General features: G+C 67.7%; 14 protein-coding genes and 1 tRNA gene. 5 read left to right on the top strand and 10 right to left on the bottom strand.

Annotation, left to right across the window (positions count from 1 at the left end):
- Positions 1 to 98 precede the first annotated feature (98 nt).
- Positions 99 to 656 (top strand): hypothetical protein, encoded by a 558-nt coding sequence (locus ASD21_RS23755; protein WP_156398265.1) that lies wholly within the window; start codon positions 99 to 101, stop codon positions 654 to 656.
- A gap of 31 nt (positions 657 to 687) precedes the next feature.
- Here ASD21_RS23755 and ASD21_RS02795 read toward each other — a convergent pair whose 3' ends face one another.
- Together ASD21_RS02795 and ASD21_RS02790 are read right to left on the bottom strand one after the other, a co-directional pair.
- A complete protein-coding gene (locus ASD21_RS02795; RefSeq protein ID WP_156398264.1) occupies positions 688 to 1,326 on the bottom strand; it encodes a hypothetical protein in 639 nt (212 codons plus the stop codon).
- Between the two features lie 507 nt (positions 1,327 to 1,833).
- Positions 1,834 to 2,853 carry a hypothetical protein gene (locus tag ASD21_RS02790; RefSeq protein ID WP_056436460.1) on the bottom strand — a complete coding sequence of 340 codons (1,020 nt, stop codon included), beginning with the start codon at positions 2,851 to 2,853 and terminating at the stop codon, positions 1,834 to 1,836.
- Positions 2,854 to 3,429: 576 nt separating this feature from the next.
- On the opposite strand from ASD21_RS02790, the gene ASD21_RS02785 reads away from it, so the two are divergent.
- Positions 3,430 to 4,233, top strand: coding sequence for a hypothetical protein (locus tag ASD21_RS02785; protein ID WP_056436457.1), 804 nt, complete (start codon positions 3,430 to 3,432; stop codon positions 4,231 to 4,233).
- 2 nt (positions 4,234 to 4,235) lie between these two features.
- The gene (locus ASD21_RS02780; protein WP_056436454.1) at positions 4,236 to 4,991 is read left to right on the top strand and encodes a hypothetical protein; all 756 of its coding nucleotides are present in this window, start codon (positions 4,236 to 4,238) and stop codon (positions 4,989 to 4,991) included.
- 5 nt (positions 4,992 to 4,996) lie between these two features.
- Here the strand turns inward: ASD21_RS02780 and ASD21_RS02775 are convergent, their stop codons facing one another.
- From ASD21_RS02775 to ASD21_RS02740, 8 genes are all read right to left on the bottom strand, one after another.
- The gene (locus ASD21_RS02775) at positions 4,997 to 6,109 is read right to left on the bottom strand and encodes a hypothetical protein (RefSeq protein ID WP_156390701.1); all 1,113 of its coding nucleotides are present in this window, start codon (positions 6,107 to 6,109) and stop codon (positions 4,997 to 4,999) included.
- Between the two features lie 95 nt (positions 6,110 to 6,204).
- Positions 6,205 to 7,113 (bottom strand): RDD family protein, encoded by a 909-nt coding sequence (locus ASD21_RS02770; protein WP_082554601.1) that lies wholly within the window; start codon positions 7,111 to 7,113, stop codon positions 6,205 to 6,207.
- Positions 7,113 to 8,123 (bottom strand): stage II sporulation protein M, encoded by a 1,011-nt coding sequence (locus ASD21_RS02765; RefSeq protein WP_056436448.1) that lies wholly within the window; start codon positions 8,121 to 8,123, stop codon positions 7,113 to 7,115. Before ASD21_RS02765 ends, ASD21_RS02770 begins: the two co-directional genes overlap by 1 nt.
- Positions 8,123 to 9,439, bottom strand: a complete 1,317-nt coding sequence (locus ASD21_RS02760; RefSeq protein ID WP_235523835.1) for a DUF58 domain-containing protein — start codon at positions 9,437 to 9,439, stop codon at positions 8,123 to 8,125. The genes ASD21_RS02765 and ASD21_RS02760 overlap by 1 nt, the downstream gene beginning before the upstream one ends.
- Before the next feature lie 38 nt (positions 9,440 to 9,477).
- Complete coding sequence (locus ASD21_RS02755) at positions 9,478 to 10,434, bottom strand: AAA family ATPase (protein ID WP_056436445.1); 957 nt, start codon at positions 10,432 to 10,434, stop codon at positions 9,478 to 9,480.
- The gene (locus tag ASD21_RS02750) at positions 10,421 to 11,731 is read right to left on the bottom strand and encodes a hypothetical protein (protein ID WP_056436442.1); all 1,311 of its coding nucleotides are present in this window, start codon (positions 11,729 to 11,731) and stop codon (positions 10,421 to 10,423) included. The genes ASD21_RS02755 and ASD21_RS02750 overlap by 14 nt, the downstream gene beginning before the upstream one ends.
- Positions 11,728 to 12,369 (bottom strand): hypothetical protein, encoded by a 642-nt coding sequence (locus ASD21_RS02745; RefSeq protein WP_056436440.1) that lies wholly within the window; start codon positions 12,367 to 12,369, stop codon positions 11,728 to 11,730. The genes ASD21_RS02750 and ASD21_RS02745 overlap by 4 nt, the downstream gene beginning before the upstream one ends.
- A 261-nt stretch (positions 12,370 to 12,630) precedes the next feature.
- Positions 12,631 to 12,705: transfer RNA gene (locus tag ASD21_RS02740), tRNA-Lys, on the bottom strand.
- Positions 12,706 to 12,831: 126 nt separating this feature from the next.
- Here ASD21_RS02740 and ASD21_RS02735 point away from each other — a divergent pair.
- Together ASD21_RS02735 and ASD21_RS02730 are read left to right on the top strand one after the other, a co-directional pair.
- Positions 12,832 to 13,557 carry a hypothetical protein gene (locus tag ASD21_RS02735; RefSeq protein WP_056436437.1) on the top strand — a complete coding sequence of 242 codons (726 nt, stop codon included), beginning with the start codon at positions 12,832 to 12,834 and terminating at the stop codon, positions 13,555 to 13,557.
- 109 nt (positions 13,558 to 13,666) lie between these two features.
- Complete coding sequence (locus tag ASD21_RS02730) at positions 13,667 to 14,443, top strand: DUF3626 domain-containing protein (RefSeq protein ID WP_200941388.1); 777 nt, start codon at positions 13,667 to 13,669, stop codon at positions 14,441 to 14,443.
- Positions 14,444 to 14,445 lie beyond the last annotated feature (2 nt).

The raw sequence follows: 14,445 nt of genomic DNA, 5'->3' as shown, positions 1-14,445 counted from the left end.
TCGTCCAAAACACCTGCCTTGCTGAGCCTGATTGAAGTCGAGAGCCCCCACAGGTGCCGGATGCGCGAGGGGTGCGGGCCGTTCCGGGATTGGAGCGAATGCGAAAGGGCTACTCTGCCATGCTACAGGTTATTACCCAGGCTCTCGCTCCAACCGCCCCGCCTTGGCCGGTGCAATATGCACCTGCATTTAGTGCGGTCGCCGTGGTGGTGGTCGGCCTCGTCGCTGCCACTATTGCGCACCGACAGGCGGTGACCGCGCGAACCAAGCTTCAGCTCGATCTTTACGACAAACGACGTCCAATCTATCTGACCGCGCGCAACGTTATCTTTTGCGTGGAAGAACGCGATCTGGACAAGGTCCGGCTGGTGCTCAGGCATTTTCAGGAGGCACGAATCGACGCGCCGTTTCTTTTTGATCAGGGAGTGGCCGATTGGATGGAAATATTGATTGCCGCCGTTGACGATCGGCTGACGTTCGAAACACCGGCCGCGCGGCTCTATCCTGGACCCGAGGCAGTTCAGCCTCGTCGCGAATGGATCGACCATTGGCTAGGGGAACTTAAACTGGTCTTTGCCCCATATTTAAAGCTCGAAACACGGCGCGCTCATGTGGGTCATCGAAGTAAGGTTACGTCGGGTGCCCGCAGGACTTAGTATCTTGGCGCTGGCTGACGATCTCCAAGCATCAGGGGTTGGGCGCCAGAAGCTTCGGGAACTTGGTCCTGGGAAAATGCTTCTTTACGAAGTCGTTGCAAGCTGGTCCAAGCGCACGGGTGTTCGTTCGATTGTCTTCGGCCTGTTCAAGGATCTCCTTGATTAGTGCCTCAAGTGCATTCGCATATGGCAAAACACGCATGACCTCGGCCCGGTCCAAGTGAAGCACCGCGTGGACGCCGTCCACCTCAACGGGCGCAGGGTGCAGCTCAAGTAGTGCGTCGCGTCGAACGACATAGTCCCGCATGTGCTGGGTTAGGGTGCGATAGCGGCTGATTTCCAGCATTAGCGACATGAGGAGCGAGTACTCGCCGAGGCGGATGAGCATGTCCTCCTGGCTTCCATCAAGCGCCAATCCGGTGTCATCACGGACACCGGTAACGCCTCGCACCCGTCGCCACTTTTGGTCACCCCAAAGGCCATCCATCGGCGGTCTTGCTAAAGCCTCGACGAGTGGTCGGTAGATGTCGTCGGTCCTGTTGACCAACTGGAAGACCTTCATGACGAGCAGGCGGGCGGCAGTCTCGTCCCGTTCGCGCTGGTCAGCTTTTCGTTGAAAGCTGGCGATAGAGTAGCCTAGCAACGCTACGGCGACGGCAATGAAGGACATGGTCCCAGAGAACCAATCAGCCCAGGAGCCCAAACCCATCTTGGCGATTTCAGCATTTAAGTCCAAGTGAGCACCCCCGCAAAATACCCAAATCAGCCAGCCAAGGACTTACCCGATAAGTCCGAATTCCTCCAAAGCTGACATGCGCATAGGCTGGTCAAGGCGTTCTTTTCCGTAGCCGTAGATAGTCGTCGGTGGCGCCCGCCTTCCGCTTCAGATCGCCAACGGCCACTCATAGTTCTCCAGAGCATCCGTATCTGCGCACCTACGCCCAAGTGGGCAACGACCCCCGCAAGGTACGTTTTGGCCGCATGGAGTGCGCAGCGAGCGGCACCCTGAACCTGACGCTTACTTCGGAACCGGGCCGTCGCAATGTCCTCCTGGGGTGGGAAGCGGACCGTCTACGCCGTGATCGAGAGTCGACCTGACCACAGATCCCCGCGATGCGACGTCGATCAAAAGACGACAGCTCTAAAGCTGTCTATACGGCGGATTTTGACCACTAGATCAGCCCGTCCCGTTGTCGCCGGATGGCTCAGCCGTCGCGCCAGCCTCGGAAGCGATCTGGACTTCGGGTCCGCCGGTCAGGGCCGCATGGCGCTGCCGCAGGCTCACGAGCCGAGGCACGATGCCAAGCAGTTCACCCCAGTAGGTGCGTTCGAACTGTCTCAACTCGGACCATTGTTCAGCGGCCTTCGCCTCGATCGCTTGCCGGCCCTGACTGGTCACCACCCATTCTATCTTGAGTACGAGTTGGCCGAGCGTCCGCACCCACTCCACGCCGACGTCGAAGGTAGTGGTCGGGGTGCGGGGCGAAGGCGTGGTCGCGTCGCGGAGCTGGTCGTTGACCCCAGCGGCGCGCAGCAGACCCCGGACCGCCGCGAAAAGCATGTGGTGGTGGGCCTCCACGGGGTTCAGCCGCAACGCTATCGTCTCCTGCAGGCCGAGAGCGCGCCGGGCGGCCTCTGGATCTGGGGTCGCCGCCTCGTTTGCGAGCTGCACTTCGCGGGCGGCAGTGAGAAGCCGCGCTAGGTCAGATCTGAGGTCGTTAATCCAGGCCTGGCGCATATCCATCAGGCTGAGCGCATGCTGACGCTCGTCGTCACGCCGTTTGACGTAGACGGCGACCCAGGCCCCGCTAACGACGGCCGCAAGGGTCGCCAGTGTGCCGAGCCAAGTCAGGACGTCGAACGGTCCGATATCCTGGGGTGTTCGGTTCGGGGTCAGCAGCGCGTTGGCTAGGAGGAGCGGCCAGGGCGCGCCGAACAGCAGGGCGATGGCGCCCGCGCGGCGCGCCTGGATTAGGTCCTGGGTCGCAGGTGTCAGCTCGCTACCGCCGGTGGGAACGCTCAGGATCCAAGCCGCCCAAAGGCTCCCGAGCGAGGTAACCGCGAGTGCACCAAAGTAAATCCAACTGTCCAGTTCTGCGCCTTCGCGCGCCTTGAGGAGACAGAGGCTTCCGAAAATGACGGCTAGAACGGCGGACGCGCCGAGAGCGACGAGCCAGCCTTTGGTCGGGATTTTCAAGTTTGAGGTCCGATCGTGGGTTGCCGGGAGACGTCATGGCGCAACCGGGGCGACTCTCGTGGAAGACGGTTCGATTTGCAACGGCAAGGCGAGATGGCGGGATGTCCTAAAAACTTGACGGCTCGGCGCTGGATTGCCGCGCCGGGTACGATTCGAACGGCTAGATCGTCACTGAGAGCTTGTGTCGGTTCTGGAAGGTGTCCGACCGCATGCGTAACCCCCGCATGCCTGCTGGCCCGATCCGCCTACCCTGGGCGCCGGAGCTTCGTCGCGACTAAGGCGAACCTGCTCCGAACCAACCTTAGGCGTCTTCCGAAGAAGACACGGCGAACAAGCCTTCCCGCTCGTCCACCCCTGAAGGCCGCATCGGTCGCCGTACGTGCGCCCTCCCCGTGCCTTCAGGTGCAAGCATTATGCGGCAGGCCGGGAACCCAAGGATCGGAAACGCGCGTTTTCCTCTAAAGCACTGATTTCGCTTCACTCTGCTCAGGCGCGAGCGGGGATGGACGCTCCGGAGATGGACACAAGGTTCACCGCATGGTTGAACGGAAGCGTAGCTTTTGGGGGCAATCCAACATGACCGATACGACCGTGGTTCCGCGCCGATTCGAGATCGGCCGCGTCATCTCAGGCACCTTTTCCGTCATCGGCCGCAATTTCGGTCCCTTCGCCCTTCTGGCGCTGATCCTGGGCGGCTTGCCCAACCTGCTGGTCAGCCTGGCCCAGATCTCGTTCGTCAGTCAGCAGCAGACCTTCTCGCCGCAGGCGGTCGCCGGCACCCTCGTGGGCCTGGTGGTCATGATCGTCGCCGCCTTCGTGCTGCAGGCCGCGATCGTCCACGCCACGGTGGCGGACCTGAACGGCCGTCGCGTCGTCGTCGGCGAGAGCCTGAAGGTCGGCCTGCGCAACTGGCTGCCGCTGCTCGGCCTGGCGATCCTGATGGGCCTGGGCCTGATGATCGGGTTCGTCCTGCTGATCGTTCCGGGGATCATGCTGGCCGTGATGTGGTCGGTCGCCGTGCCGGCCAAGGTCGTGGAGAAGATCGGCGTGATGGACGCCCTCCAACGCAGCCGTGACCTGACCCGCGGCCGCCGCTGGGCGATTTTCGGCCTGTTGGTGATCTATGTGATCGCCGTGTGGATTCTGGAGGCGGTGATCATGGCCGCCTTCATGCCCTTCGCGCTGTCCAAGGGCCTGCCCACCCCGGAAACGACGGCCGGTTTCACCAGCTCGATCAACATCGTCTCGCTGGTCGCCTCCCCGCTGATCGCCACCATCAGCACCCTGATCACCACGGCCGGCGGCGCGACGCTCTATTCCGAGCTTCGCGGCACGCGCGAAGGCGTCGGTCCCGACGCCCTGGCGTCGGTGTTCGACTAGGCATGAGCGACATCGCCGTTCACGCCCGGTTCGACACGGGTCGCGTCCTCAGGGGCGCTTTGGCGCTCCTGAAACGCGACCCCGTCAAACTCCTCTTGTGGTCGGCCGCCTTCTCCGGCCTGCCGGACGCGGCCACCACCTACCTCAGCGCGCACCTGTTCAAGCCCGATACGGCCTTCACCTCGCTGGAAAGCTGGCTCCTGCTCGTCGCCACCGTTCTGGTCTCCATGCTCGGCCTGGTCGCGCTCCAGGCGGTGGTCGCGCTCCAGGCGGTGGTCGCGCGCCACGCCGTACGAGATGACACGGGCGGGCGTGCGCCCTTCGGCGGTTTGAACGACTACCTGACCTTAGTGGCCCTCGGGCTTGTCACCACCCTGGGGACCGTCGCCGGTTTCATCCTGCTGATCATTCCAGGAGTCATCCTGTCCCTGGCCTGGATGGTGGTGGTCCCCGCCATGGTGACCGAGCGCCTGGGCGTGATGGACTCCATCCGCCGCAGCAACGCGCTGACGGAAAACGCCAGGGGAGACATCTTTGGCTTGCTGGTCGCGATCGGCCTGGTCGGATGGCTGGCCGCCTGGCTTGTCACCCTGATCACCGGCGCCCTGGACATCGCCTTCGTCAACCTGATCGCCTCTCCCGCGCTCCAGACCTTGACCGGCCTGTTCAGCGCGACCGTCGCCGTGGCGGTCTACCAGGAACTGCGGGTGAACAAGGAAGGCACGTCGACGGACCGCCTGGTCAAGGTCTTCGCCTAGGGCCGTCAGCCCGCCGCCGCGCCGTCCTCGCCCGACGACTTGAAGAAGCTGTTGGCCTTCTCGATCAGCCATTTGAGCGCTCGCTCCGAGGCCAGTCCGGCGAACAGGCCCAGCGAGGCCAGGGCGGGCGGCGACAGCTGGTTCACCGCCTGGGTGGCCTCGGCGGCCTGGGGCTGGATCAGGAAACTGGCGCCCGCCGAGATGACGAAGAAGACCGTGAAACCGGCCAGCGCCCCCAGCAGCGGCCTGACGCCGAACGCCATCCAGGTTCGATCCGACGCCGGCGCCCGCCTCGGCGCCGCCAGGACGCCGAGCTCGATATACAGCGAGTAGACCGCCGCCCCGATGGCCCCCATCAAGCCGGTGAAGCTGGCGACGATGACGCCCGACGGCAGAAAGAAGGCGAACTCGAACAGCGGAATGGCGCGCTGCTTGTTGTAGCTGAGCGCGACGGCCTTCTGGTCGTCGATCGACCCGTCGCCGAGCGATGCGGCCTCGAGCACCGCGTCGCCGTCGCTCGCGTCATCGGCCTTCGGGTCCGGCCGGCCCGCGGCCGCGGGGGCCTGCGTCCCCAGATACTCGGCCTTGGCGGCGGCGAGCGCGGCTTCGGCGTGACCGTTCCTGTCCTGCAGGTCGTTGGTGATGAACAGGGCGCCGCGGTAGTCCTCGTAAAGCTCCTGGGCCAGCGCGACCCGCTTGGGGATTTCAGCGCCGTCGGGCCAGGAGCGCTGCTCGTTCTCGGTGACGATGTCGTCCAGGCATTTCTCGATCGGGTCGCAGGTCGGCTGGGTGTTGTGAAGGGTGATCCACACCGAATTGATGGCCGCGGTGCTCTTGTGCTTGGCGCTGTCGACCTTCTCCTGGGACGCCCTGATCTTCTCGTCGAGCGCGGTCAGTTCGGCGCTGGCCCGGGCGATCTCGGCCTCCAGGGCGTCCAGGCGATCGGCCAGCCGGCTGATCGTGAACGGCGCCAGCCGCGAGTTCGCGCCGACCGCCACGCGCGCCGCCGACTGGGTCTCGATGACGGTGTAGAAGAAGGCGAAGATCGCCGGCACGCAGACGAACCAGACAAATCCCAGCAACACCCGGTTGACGATCCGAACCCAACGAGAATCCATGCCTGCCCGCCCCTGACGGCGGCGTCCGGAAGAACGCCGCCACTTCAGATTGTGGCAGAAAATACCTCCACCGCAACGTTGGCGCGTGGGTGGGTTCAGCTCTTGTCGTGCTTGTCCTTGCGGCGCTTGCCCAGCAGCAGCCGCGACTCCAGGCGGCCGCGCAGGGCGGCGTAGTAGGCGGCCAGGAAGTCGCCGTCCGACTCGTCGGGCGCGGCCTGCCAGCCGATCTTCAGGCGGATGCGGGCGGCGACCAGGGCGATGGTCTTGATCTCGTAGCGGCGCAGCACGTCCTCCAGCACGTGCAGTTCCTTGACCCCGTAGGCGTCCAGCTGGGCCATGGTGAACTTGAAGCGTCCGACCGACGGCCGCGAGGTCTCGACCAGGTCGGGCGCCAGCTTGCGGGTCGGCGCCTTGACCACCCAGGTGCCGGCCACCAGGTCGCCCACCCGCAGGCGGTCGCGGTTGAACAGCGGGAACAGCACGAAGACGCCGCACCACACCAGGCCCGCCAGATTGACCCAGGCCCCCACCTGGTCGCCGTTGGACGCCAGGAAGCTGAGCGGCAGATAGAGCTCGATCTCGCGCATGGCGTTGCGGGCGAAGATGGCGTCGGCGGTCAGGCGTCCGCCGTTGCGGGCCGCCACCCGCAGGCCCATGGCCCGCTTGCCTGGCGTCGCCGCCCCGGGGGTCAGCTCGAACAGCACGAAATAGAGGTTCCGCAGCACGAAGAACACCAGCAGCGCCGCCGTGCCGATCACCTCCCAGCCCTTGCCCTTCGAGCCGATCATGGCCAGCAGGGCCAACAGGGCGAAGGCGATCAGCACGCCCAGCATGATCGCCAGGTCGATCAGAAGGGCGGCGGCGCGTTCGCCCGCGTCGCCCAGGCGCAGCTTCAGGTCGACGCCCTCCGGCGTGACCAGCGACCGGGCCCGGTCGTCCTCGCGAGGACCCGGTTCGGCGATCGCCGCGGCGGCGGCCTTGGCCGTCTTGCGCGCGGACTTCATCAGGCGACGCTCCCCCCGCGCGACGATTGGCGGCGCGGCAGGTACAGATAGGCCGGCCAGGCGACCAGGGTGGCCAGGGCGACGCCGTAGCGGGCGAAATCGTTCTGGATCACCTGCCGCCCGACGCCCTCCAGGATGCCGGCGCAGAACAGCATCACCACGACCCCGGCCATCAGGGTCGCCGACTGCCGGCCCGCCTGGGCCATGGCGGCCGGACGGCTGAGGTCGCCGGGGAAGGCCAGGGTCCAGCCGATCCGCAGGCCCGCCGCGCCGGCCAGGATCACGGCCGAGATCTCGGTCACCCCGTGGATCGCCAGCCAGCCGCCGGCCTCGAAGCCCAACCCCCGCATGCCGAACACCGCCAGGAAGGCCCCCAGCATCGCGCCGTTATAGGCCATCAGCATGGCGGTCGGCAGGCAGAAGGCGAACCCCAGGGCGAAGGCGAAGATCGCCACGCCCGAATTGTGGGTGAACAGGAAGGCGGCGAACACCGACAGGCCGTCATGTTTGCCCTTGTCGTAGAGCGTCGCCCGCATCGCCTCGACCGAGGCCGTCGGCCCGCGCCCGTTGGCCAGGCCGTCGGGCACGAAGGCGCTGAACCAGTCGGGGTCGTGCAGGGTCAGGAAATAGGCGGCCAGCACGCCGGCCAGGGTCAGCAGGAAGCTGGCCAGGGTCTCGCGCCACAGCGCCTTGGCGGCCTCGGGCCAGGCCCGGGCGAAGAAGCCCCCCACCCGCTCGACCAGGTTCGACCGCGTGCCGTAGACCAGGAAATAGGCCCGGGTGCTCAGGCTCTCCAGATAGTCGACCAGACCCTGGTCCAGCGAGGTGGCGCGGGCCACCGACAGCGACGACAGGGCTTGGCGGTAGAGCACCGGCATGGCCAACAGCTCCTCGTCGCTCAACGCCCGGGGCGAGCCCTTGCCGACCTTGGTCAGCAGCTTCTCCAGCCGGCGCCAGTCGTCCTCGCGCTCGGCGCGGAAGCGGTAGCTCTTCAGGTGCAGCTCGGCCATCAGAGCAGGTCCCGGCGTTTGAGGTCCAGATAACTCGCCAGCAAGGCCGGTCCGACCTGGTCGGCCGGCGCCTCGACGATTTCCACGCCCATGCGGCGCAGGCGAGCCACCACCACGTCGCGCTCGCGCAGCAGCGAGGCGGCGACCACGGCGCGCGAGACGTCGTCGCCGCTCTCGGGCGCCTTGCGCTCGATCGCCTCCAGCTCCTCGTCGCGCATCATCACGAACAGCACCAGGTGCTGGCGCAGCAGCCGGCCGACGTTCTCCAGCATCAGCTCGGCGCTGGTGGAGTCGGCGATGTCGGTGAAGACCACGATCAGCGATCGCCGCGACAGCTGGCCCGACAGCTGGGTCAGGCCCAGGGTGTAGTTGGTCTCTTCGGTCGAGTAGTCGATCTTGGCGGCCAGGCGCTGCAGGGCGCCGAAGGCGTTGGGGCCGGAGGTGACGCCGCTCATCACGTTGGGCTTGGCGTCGAAGCCGAACAGCCCGACCTTGTCGCCCATCTTCAGGCCCACATAGGCCAGCAGCAGGGTGGCGTTCAGGGCGTGGTCCAGGCGCGGTCGGCCCAGCAGCGACTGGCTCATCAGCCGGCCGGTGTCGATGGCCGCCACGATGTGGTGGTTGCGCTCGACATGGAACTCCTTGGCCAGCAGCGCGCCGTGGCGGGCCGACTGCTTCCAGTCGATGGCCCGGCGGTTCATGCCGGGGCGAAAGTCGGTCAGGGCGTGGAAGTCGCTGCCGCCGCCCAGGTCCAGCTGCAGCCGATGGCCCACGGACGGGTCGCGGGAGAACAGCCGCAGGGCCTCCTCCTTGACGCCGGCGATGTCGAGGGTGACCGGGATCACCTGGTCCAGCGCGTCGTCGCGCTGCTTCCACATCAGGCCCAGCGGGCCGCGCCAGCGGGCCGAGACGCGATGCACCCTGCCCTCCCCGCGCCGGACGGCGGTCAGGCTCAGCGGCAGGCCGGCCTGGCGTTCATGGACACGGGCCCGGCCGTGGGCGGGCTCGGCTGTCAGGCGGTCGTCCAGGTCGACGGCGAACTCCACGCCCCCCGGCGCCACGCCCCGCGGGAACACGGCCCGCAGCAGCGCCGGCCGGGTCGCGCCGCTGGCCATCGAGCCGGGCGCGGTCAGGGTCAGCTGCATTCGGCGCCGGCCGGGGGCCAGCAGGACGTCGACGAACAGCAGGGCCGCGACCAGGGCGATCCAGGCCGGCCCCACCAGCCACAGCCGCGCCGAGACGAGCGCCGCCGCCAGGGCCAGGGGCGCGCCCAGGACCATCAGGAAGATCGCTCTGGCTGTGGGATAGATCCGCAAGGCCGGTCCCTAGGCTTCCAGATTCATCGTGGGCAGGCTCATCGCGGAGCCTCGACCTGGTCGACCAGGCCGCGCACCACGTCGTCGACCTTGCGGCCCTCGATCTCGGCGGCCGGCGACAGGATCACCCGGTGGCGCAGGGCCGGCAGGGCCAGGGCCTTGACGTCGTCGGGGATCACGTAGTCGCGGCCTTCCAGCGCCGCGCGGGCCCGGGCCGCCACGGCCAGCATGGCCGCGCAGCGCGGCGAGGCCCCGCCCGACAGCTCGCCGGTGTCGCGGGTCGCCCGCACCACGCCGACGATGTAGCGGACGATGTCGTCGGTCAGGCGCACGGTCGCCACCGCCGCCACGGCCTGGGCGATGGTGGCGCTGTCGCCGGCCGCCTCGACGCCGAACGCTTCGGGCGAAGGCTGGCCGGTGCGGCCGCCATGGCTGGAGACGATCGCGGTCTCCTCGGCCAGGCTGGGCCAGGCCAGCACGTGCTTGAACAGGAAGCGGTCAAGCTGGGCCTCGGGCAGCGGATAGGTGCCCTGCTGCTCCAGGGGGTTCTGGGTGGCCACTACCATGAAGCGGTCGCTGAGCGGGTGGCGCTCGCCGTCCAGGGTGACGTTGCGCTCCTGCATGGCTTCCAGCAGCGCCGCCTGGGTCTTGGGCGGGGTGCGGTTGATCTCGTCGGCCAGCAGCAGCTCGCAGAAGATCGGCCCCTTGACCAGGGTGAAGGCGCTGGTCTGGAAGTTGAACAGGTTAGCGCCCAGGATGTCGCCCGGCATCAGGTCGGGGGTGAACTGGATGCGGCCGAACCGAAGGTTCACCGCCTGGGCGAAACACTGGGCCAGGAAGGTCTTGGCCGTGCCGGGCGGACCTTCCAGCAGCACGTGGCCGCCGGCGAACAGGGCCGTCAGCATCAGGTCGATGGTGTCGTTCTGGCCGACCACGGCCTTGGCCGTCTGCGCTCGGATTCGGCCGGCGAGCGCCTGCACCTCAGCGACGTTCACGGGTCATCTCCAGTCTCCACTGATGCCATTTAGCGGCGACCTTCATCAGGTCGCCCAACGAACGGACCGTTCGGGTTTCTTCGTCCAGGTTTGATGCGCTGTCGGCCGCGCCGAAGCGCTCGCCCTGGCGGTCCAGGAAATCGGTCAGGGCCTGGCCCTCGAGCCGCGAGCCGCCGGCGCGCGCGCCGCCGAGGGCCTTGGTCGCGGCGGCGCGCTGCAGCTCGGCGTAGCGCGGGGCCAGGGCCGGCTCGCGCTTGGCCATCCGGATCAGGCCGGCGGAATTGTCGATCAGCGCGTCCTTGCCCAGGGCCAGGGCCCGCTCGCCGCGCCGCACCGCCCGGAACCGCGCGGCGGCGTGCAGGCCCATCAGCAGGGCGGCGGCCACCAGGCACAGGGTCGCCCCGACGAACGGCGCCTCGAAGGCCAGCTTCAGCACGCTGCGCGAGCGGGCGAAGCCGTTGAGGGTGACGTCGAAGGCGATGGTCCGGCCGACGTCCTGACGATAGGCCCGCCCGACGGCGCCGTCGTCGCGCAGCGTCCGCAGGATCCCGACGCCGGCGCGCGCCGTGCGGATGTCCTTCAGGCCCATGGTGTTGATCAGGTCCGGATCGGCCAGGATGTAGGTCTCGGTAGGCATCCGCCGGGCCAGCACGATCCGCCCTTGCGCGTCGGTCAGGACCGGGACCAGGCCCGGCCCTGACACGCTCTGCAGGTCGCGGATCGGGCCGGTGTCGACCGACATCCCTTCCGCCAGACTTCCCGGCGCGCCGACCAGCCGGCGCGGGCCGGCGCCCTTCGCGATCGCCGTCGTCGCCTTGGGGGTTCCGATCGCCTTCAGCAGGTCTGTCTGATCCCGCGGGGCGATGGGTTTCAGGTCGCTGACCCAGCCCGGATGCTTGGGATCGAGCCCGCCTCGCCATTTGGGCAGCACCACCAGGGTGCGCGAGGACAGCTGGGCGGCCTTGATGTAGGCGTCGCGTGAAACATTGGGGCCGGGCGTGAAGATGATCAGCGCCGGCTGGTCGCGGCTGAGGTCGCGCCGGCTGACCACCACCGGCTCGTCCAGGCCCCGCAGCAGGCGCACCATGCCGCCATAGCCGACGGCCGACTTCGACAGGGCGTGGGCCTGGCCGTTGTCGCCCGACTGCAGGTCCGGCGCGTAGGTCGACAGCACCACGAAGGCCGAGAAGGCGAAGACCCCGGCCAGGATCATGCCCAGCACGATCTTGGGCGAGAACAGCCGCCCGTCGCCGTCGCGCGGGATGTCCGCCGTGGTGATTGTCTGGGCGTCGCTCATCGCCAGGCCTCGGTGAAGGCGAAGCCCTCATAAGCCTTGCGGCAGGCGGCGAATTCGTCGGCCCCGACCGAGCGGCCGCCGAAGAAGCTGCGCTCCACCACGCGGGCGATCTCGCTGAAGGTGCGGCGCACGCGCTCGGGCACGCCCTCCAGTTGGGCGATGTCGCGGCTGGTCAGGGCGGGCTTGATCAGGTCCGGGCGCTTGCCCTCGATGTCCTCGATGCTGCGGAACAGGATCAGGTGCACCGCCTCGGCGAAACGGCCGGCGGCGGCCAGCTTGTCGGCGTCCTCCAGCAGCGTCCGCGCCTTGGCGGCGGTGGGCCGCCAGGCCTCGTCGCCCAGGACGGGACCCTTGTTCGGCCTGAAGGACGGCCAGCGCGTGCCGATCAGCTCGCGGGCCAGGAAATACAGAATGATCACCGCGCCCAGGATCAGGCAGCCCCAGAACACGTAGGCCAGGTAGGGCGCGGCGGCCCCAAGGACCTTGCCGATCGCCAGCAGCCAGTCGGGCACATTCGGCGGCTTGGGCGCGGCGGTCGGCTCGAACTGCAGATCCTTGCCACGCAGCAGGGCGTCATGGGCGCGCGCGAAAGCATCCGACGCGCCGTCGAAACCCGGCGACGCCGCGTTGCGATCCACACCACTCCCCGCCGTCAAAACGCCCGCCCCTGAACTGCCCCGCCGCTACAGCTAGACGATTCAACTTTCGGTGTCGCCTTGAACCGAACGCCGACGGTCATCTCGTTTCGACCGCGCTCGCGGGAGTCGATTCGTCGCGGCCGCGCCGCGCGTCGAAGGTCCGTGGCCGCCGGCCTCGCCGCATTGGTCCCAACCCGCGTCGCCAGCGCTGCCGGGCTCCGCCGAAGCGGTGATTTTAGTCAATCATTTCAAGGGAGAGGTTGGTGGGCCGGCTGGGATTCGAACCCAGGACCATTCGATTAAAAGTCGAATGCTCTACCACTGAGCTACCGGCCCGCATCGACACGGCGGGAGGCCGGTGGAAGCGGCGCGGACCATAGTCGGGGGGCGCTCGCGTCGCAAGCGCGCTTTCGCACCGAGAGGGAGATGACGAACGCGCCTTACTGGCGTTAGGCTGGCGGCATGCGCAGTCTCGTGCTTTTCGCCGTCGTCGTTCCCCTGCTGGCCGCCTGCGCGTCCAAGTCAGAGCCTCCGCCGCAGAAGATCCAGACCACCTCGGACGCCAACAAGGAGGGCATCAGCGGCGCGGCCGGCGCACCGCTGCGCGACATGAACCTGCTGCGCACCAAGATCCCGGCGGTCCTGCTGGAGGCGATGGCCGACCCCTATGCCCGTCCGCCCGGCAAGAAGATCAGCTGCGAGACGCTGATCATGATGGTCGCCCCGCTGGACCTGGCGCTGGGCGAGGACGTCGACCGTCGTCCGCCGGAAGACAACGAGGACCTGTTGGACCGCGGCAAGCGCATGGCCGGCTCGGCCGCCTTCGGCGCCATGGCCAGCGCCGCCCAGGACCTGATCCCGATGCGCGGCTGGGTCCGCAAGCTCAGCGGCGCCGAGAAGCACGACAAGCTGGTGCAGCACGCCATGGCCTCGGGCGCGATCCGCCGCGCCTATCTGAAGGGCCTGGGCGAGGCGCGCGGCTGCAACCCGCCAGCCACGCCACAGCACCTGGCCAAGCCGGCCGCGCCGATCGTCGAAAAGCGCTTCCCCTGGGAGAAAGACCAGCCGGCGGAAGAGACGCCCGCCGTCCAGTCGTCGGAAGCCGACGCGACGCCGGTGGACGCCGCCCCCGCCCAGCCGACATCGACGGCGAAGAAGAAGAAAAAGCCGATCTACAAGATCTGGTAGCCGGCGAATTCACCCTTGAAGCCGCTCGATCGGGGAACGTGGCCGCACCATGGATGACCTTGTTTCCCTGGCGGTCGAGCATGTCCGACGGAGGTCCGACGGAGCGCCGATGCCGCCCGGGCTGGCCGTGACCCTGAACTTCCATCCCGACACCCCTTCGCCGGACGGAACGATGATCGAGCAGCTGGCCCGGGAAGGCGTCTATCGCTCGCAATTCGAAACCCGCACCAGCAACGGAGGGCTCACCGCTTATCCCGGCGGCGATCGGTGGCGGTGGGAGAGCCGGCTCTTCGGCGGAGCCTATGACGACGACCATGGGGCCGTCGTGGAAATGCGGCCCAAGTACGGGGCGCTCAACTATCTCGACCGCCCCCACGGCGGCTCACACCGTTTTGGATCCTGCCACCTGCGCCTGAACCCCGGCGTCCTGGGGCGCACGACCTTTTGCTATCCGGACAGCTTCATGACGCCCGAACGCTTCGGGACGGCGGACCGCATGGCGCTGATCGCCCTGGCCGTCGCGAACGAGGCGGCGTTGGATCTGCTCGACGACTATATCGAGGCTCACGTTCACGGCCGATTGAGCGTCGCCGACGATGTGGCCGCGATCGTGCTCGATCCCAGCTATCGCGGAACCACGATCGAAACGGCGGCCCGGAGCCTGCCCTGCGCCGTGGAGTGGCACGACGGCTTTCGATTGCCGCGCGAGCGTCTCGCCGATTGCGAACGATATCGAGGACCTGACGCGGCCAGGACGCTGGAGGCCCTGGAGGTCGACGGCTTTGTCACGCCCGCGGACATCGGCCAAGCCCGCCGGAACGGTCTGGACTACCAGTTGGCCAAATGGGCCTGGCACTGCGTCGCCCGCTTCGGGGCCGCGTCCTAGGG

Origin of the sequence: Caulobacter sp. Root1455, from assembly GCF_001426905.1 — a bacterium.
In the GTDB taxonomy this organism is placed as follows: Bacteria; Pseudomonadota; Alphaproteobacteria; order Caulobacterales; family Caulobacteraceae; genus Caulobacter.
Note: the sequence above shows the minus strand (reverse complement) of the source record. Positions and strands in the feature narration are given on the sequence as shown.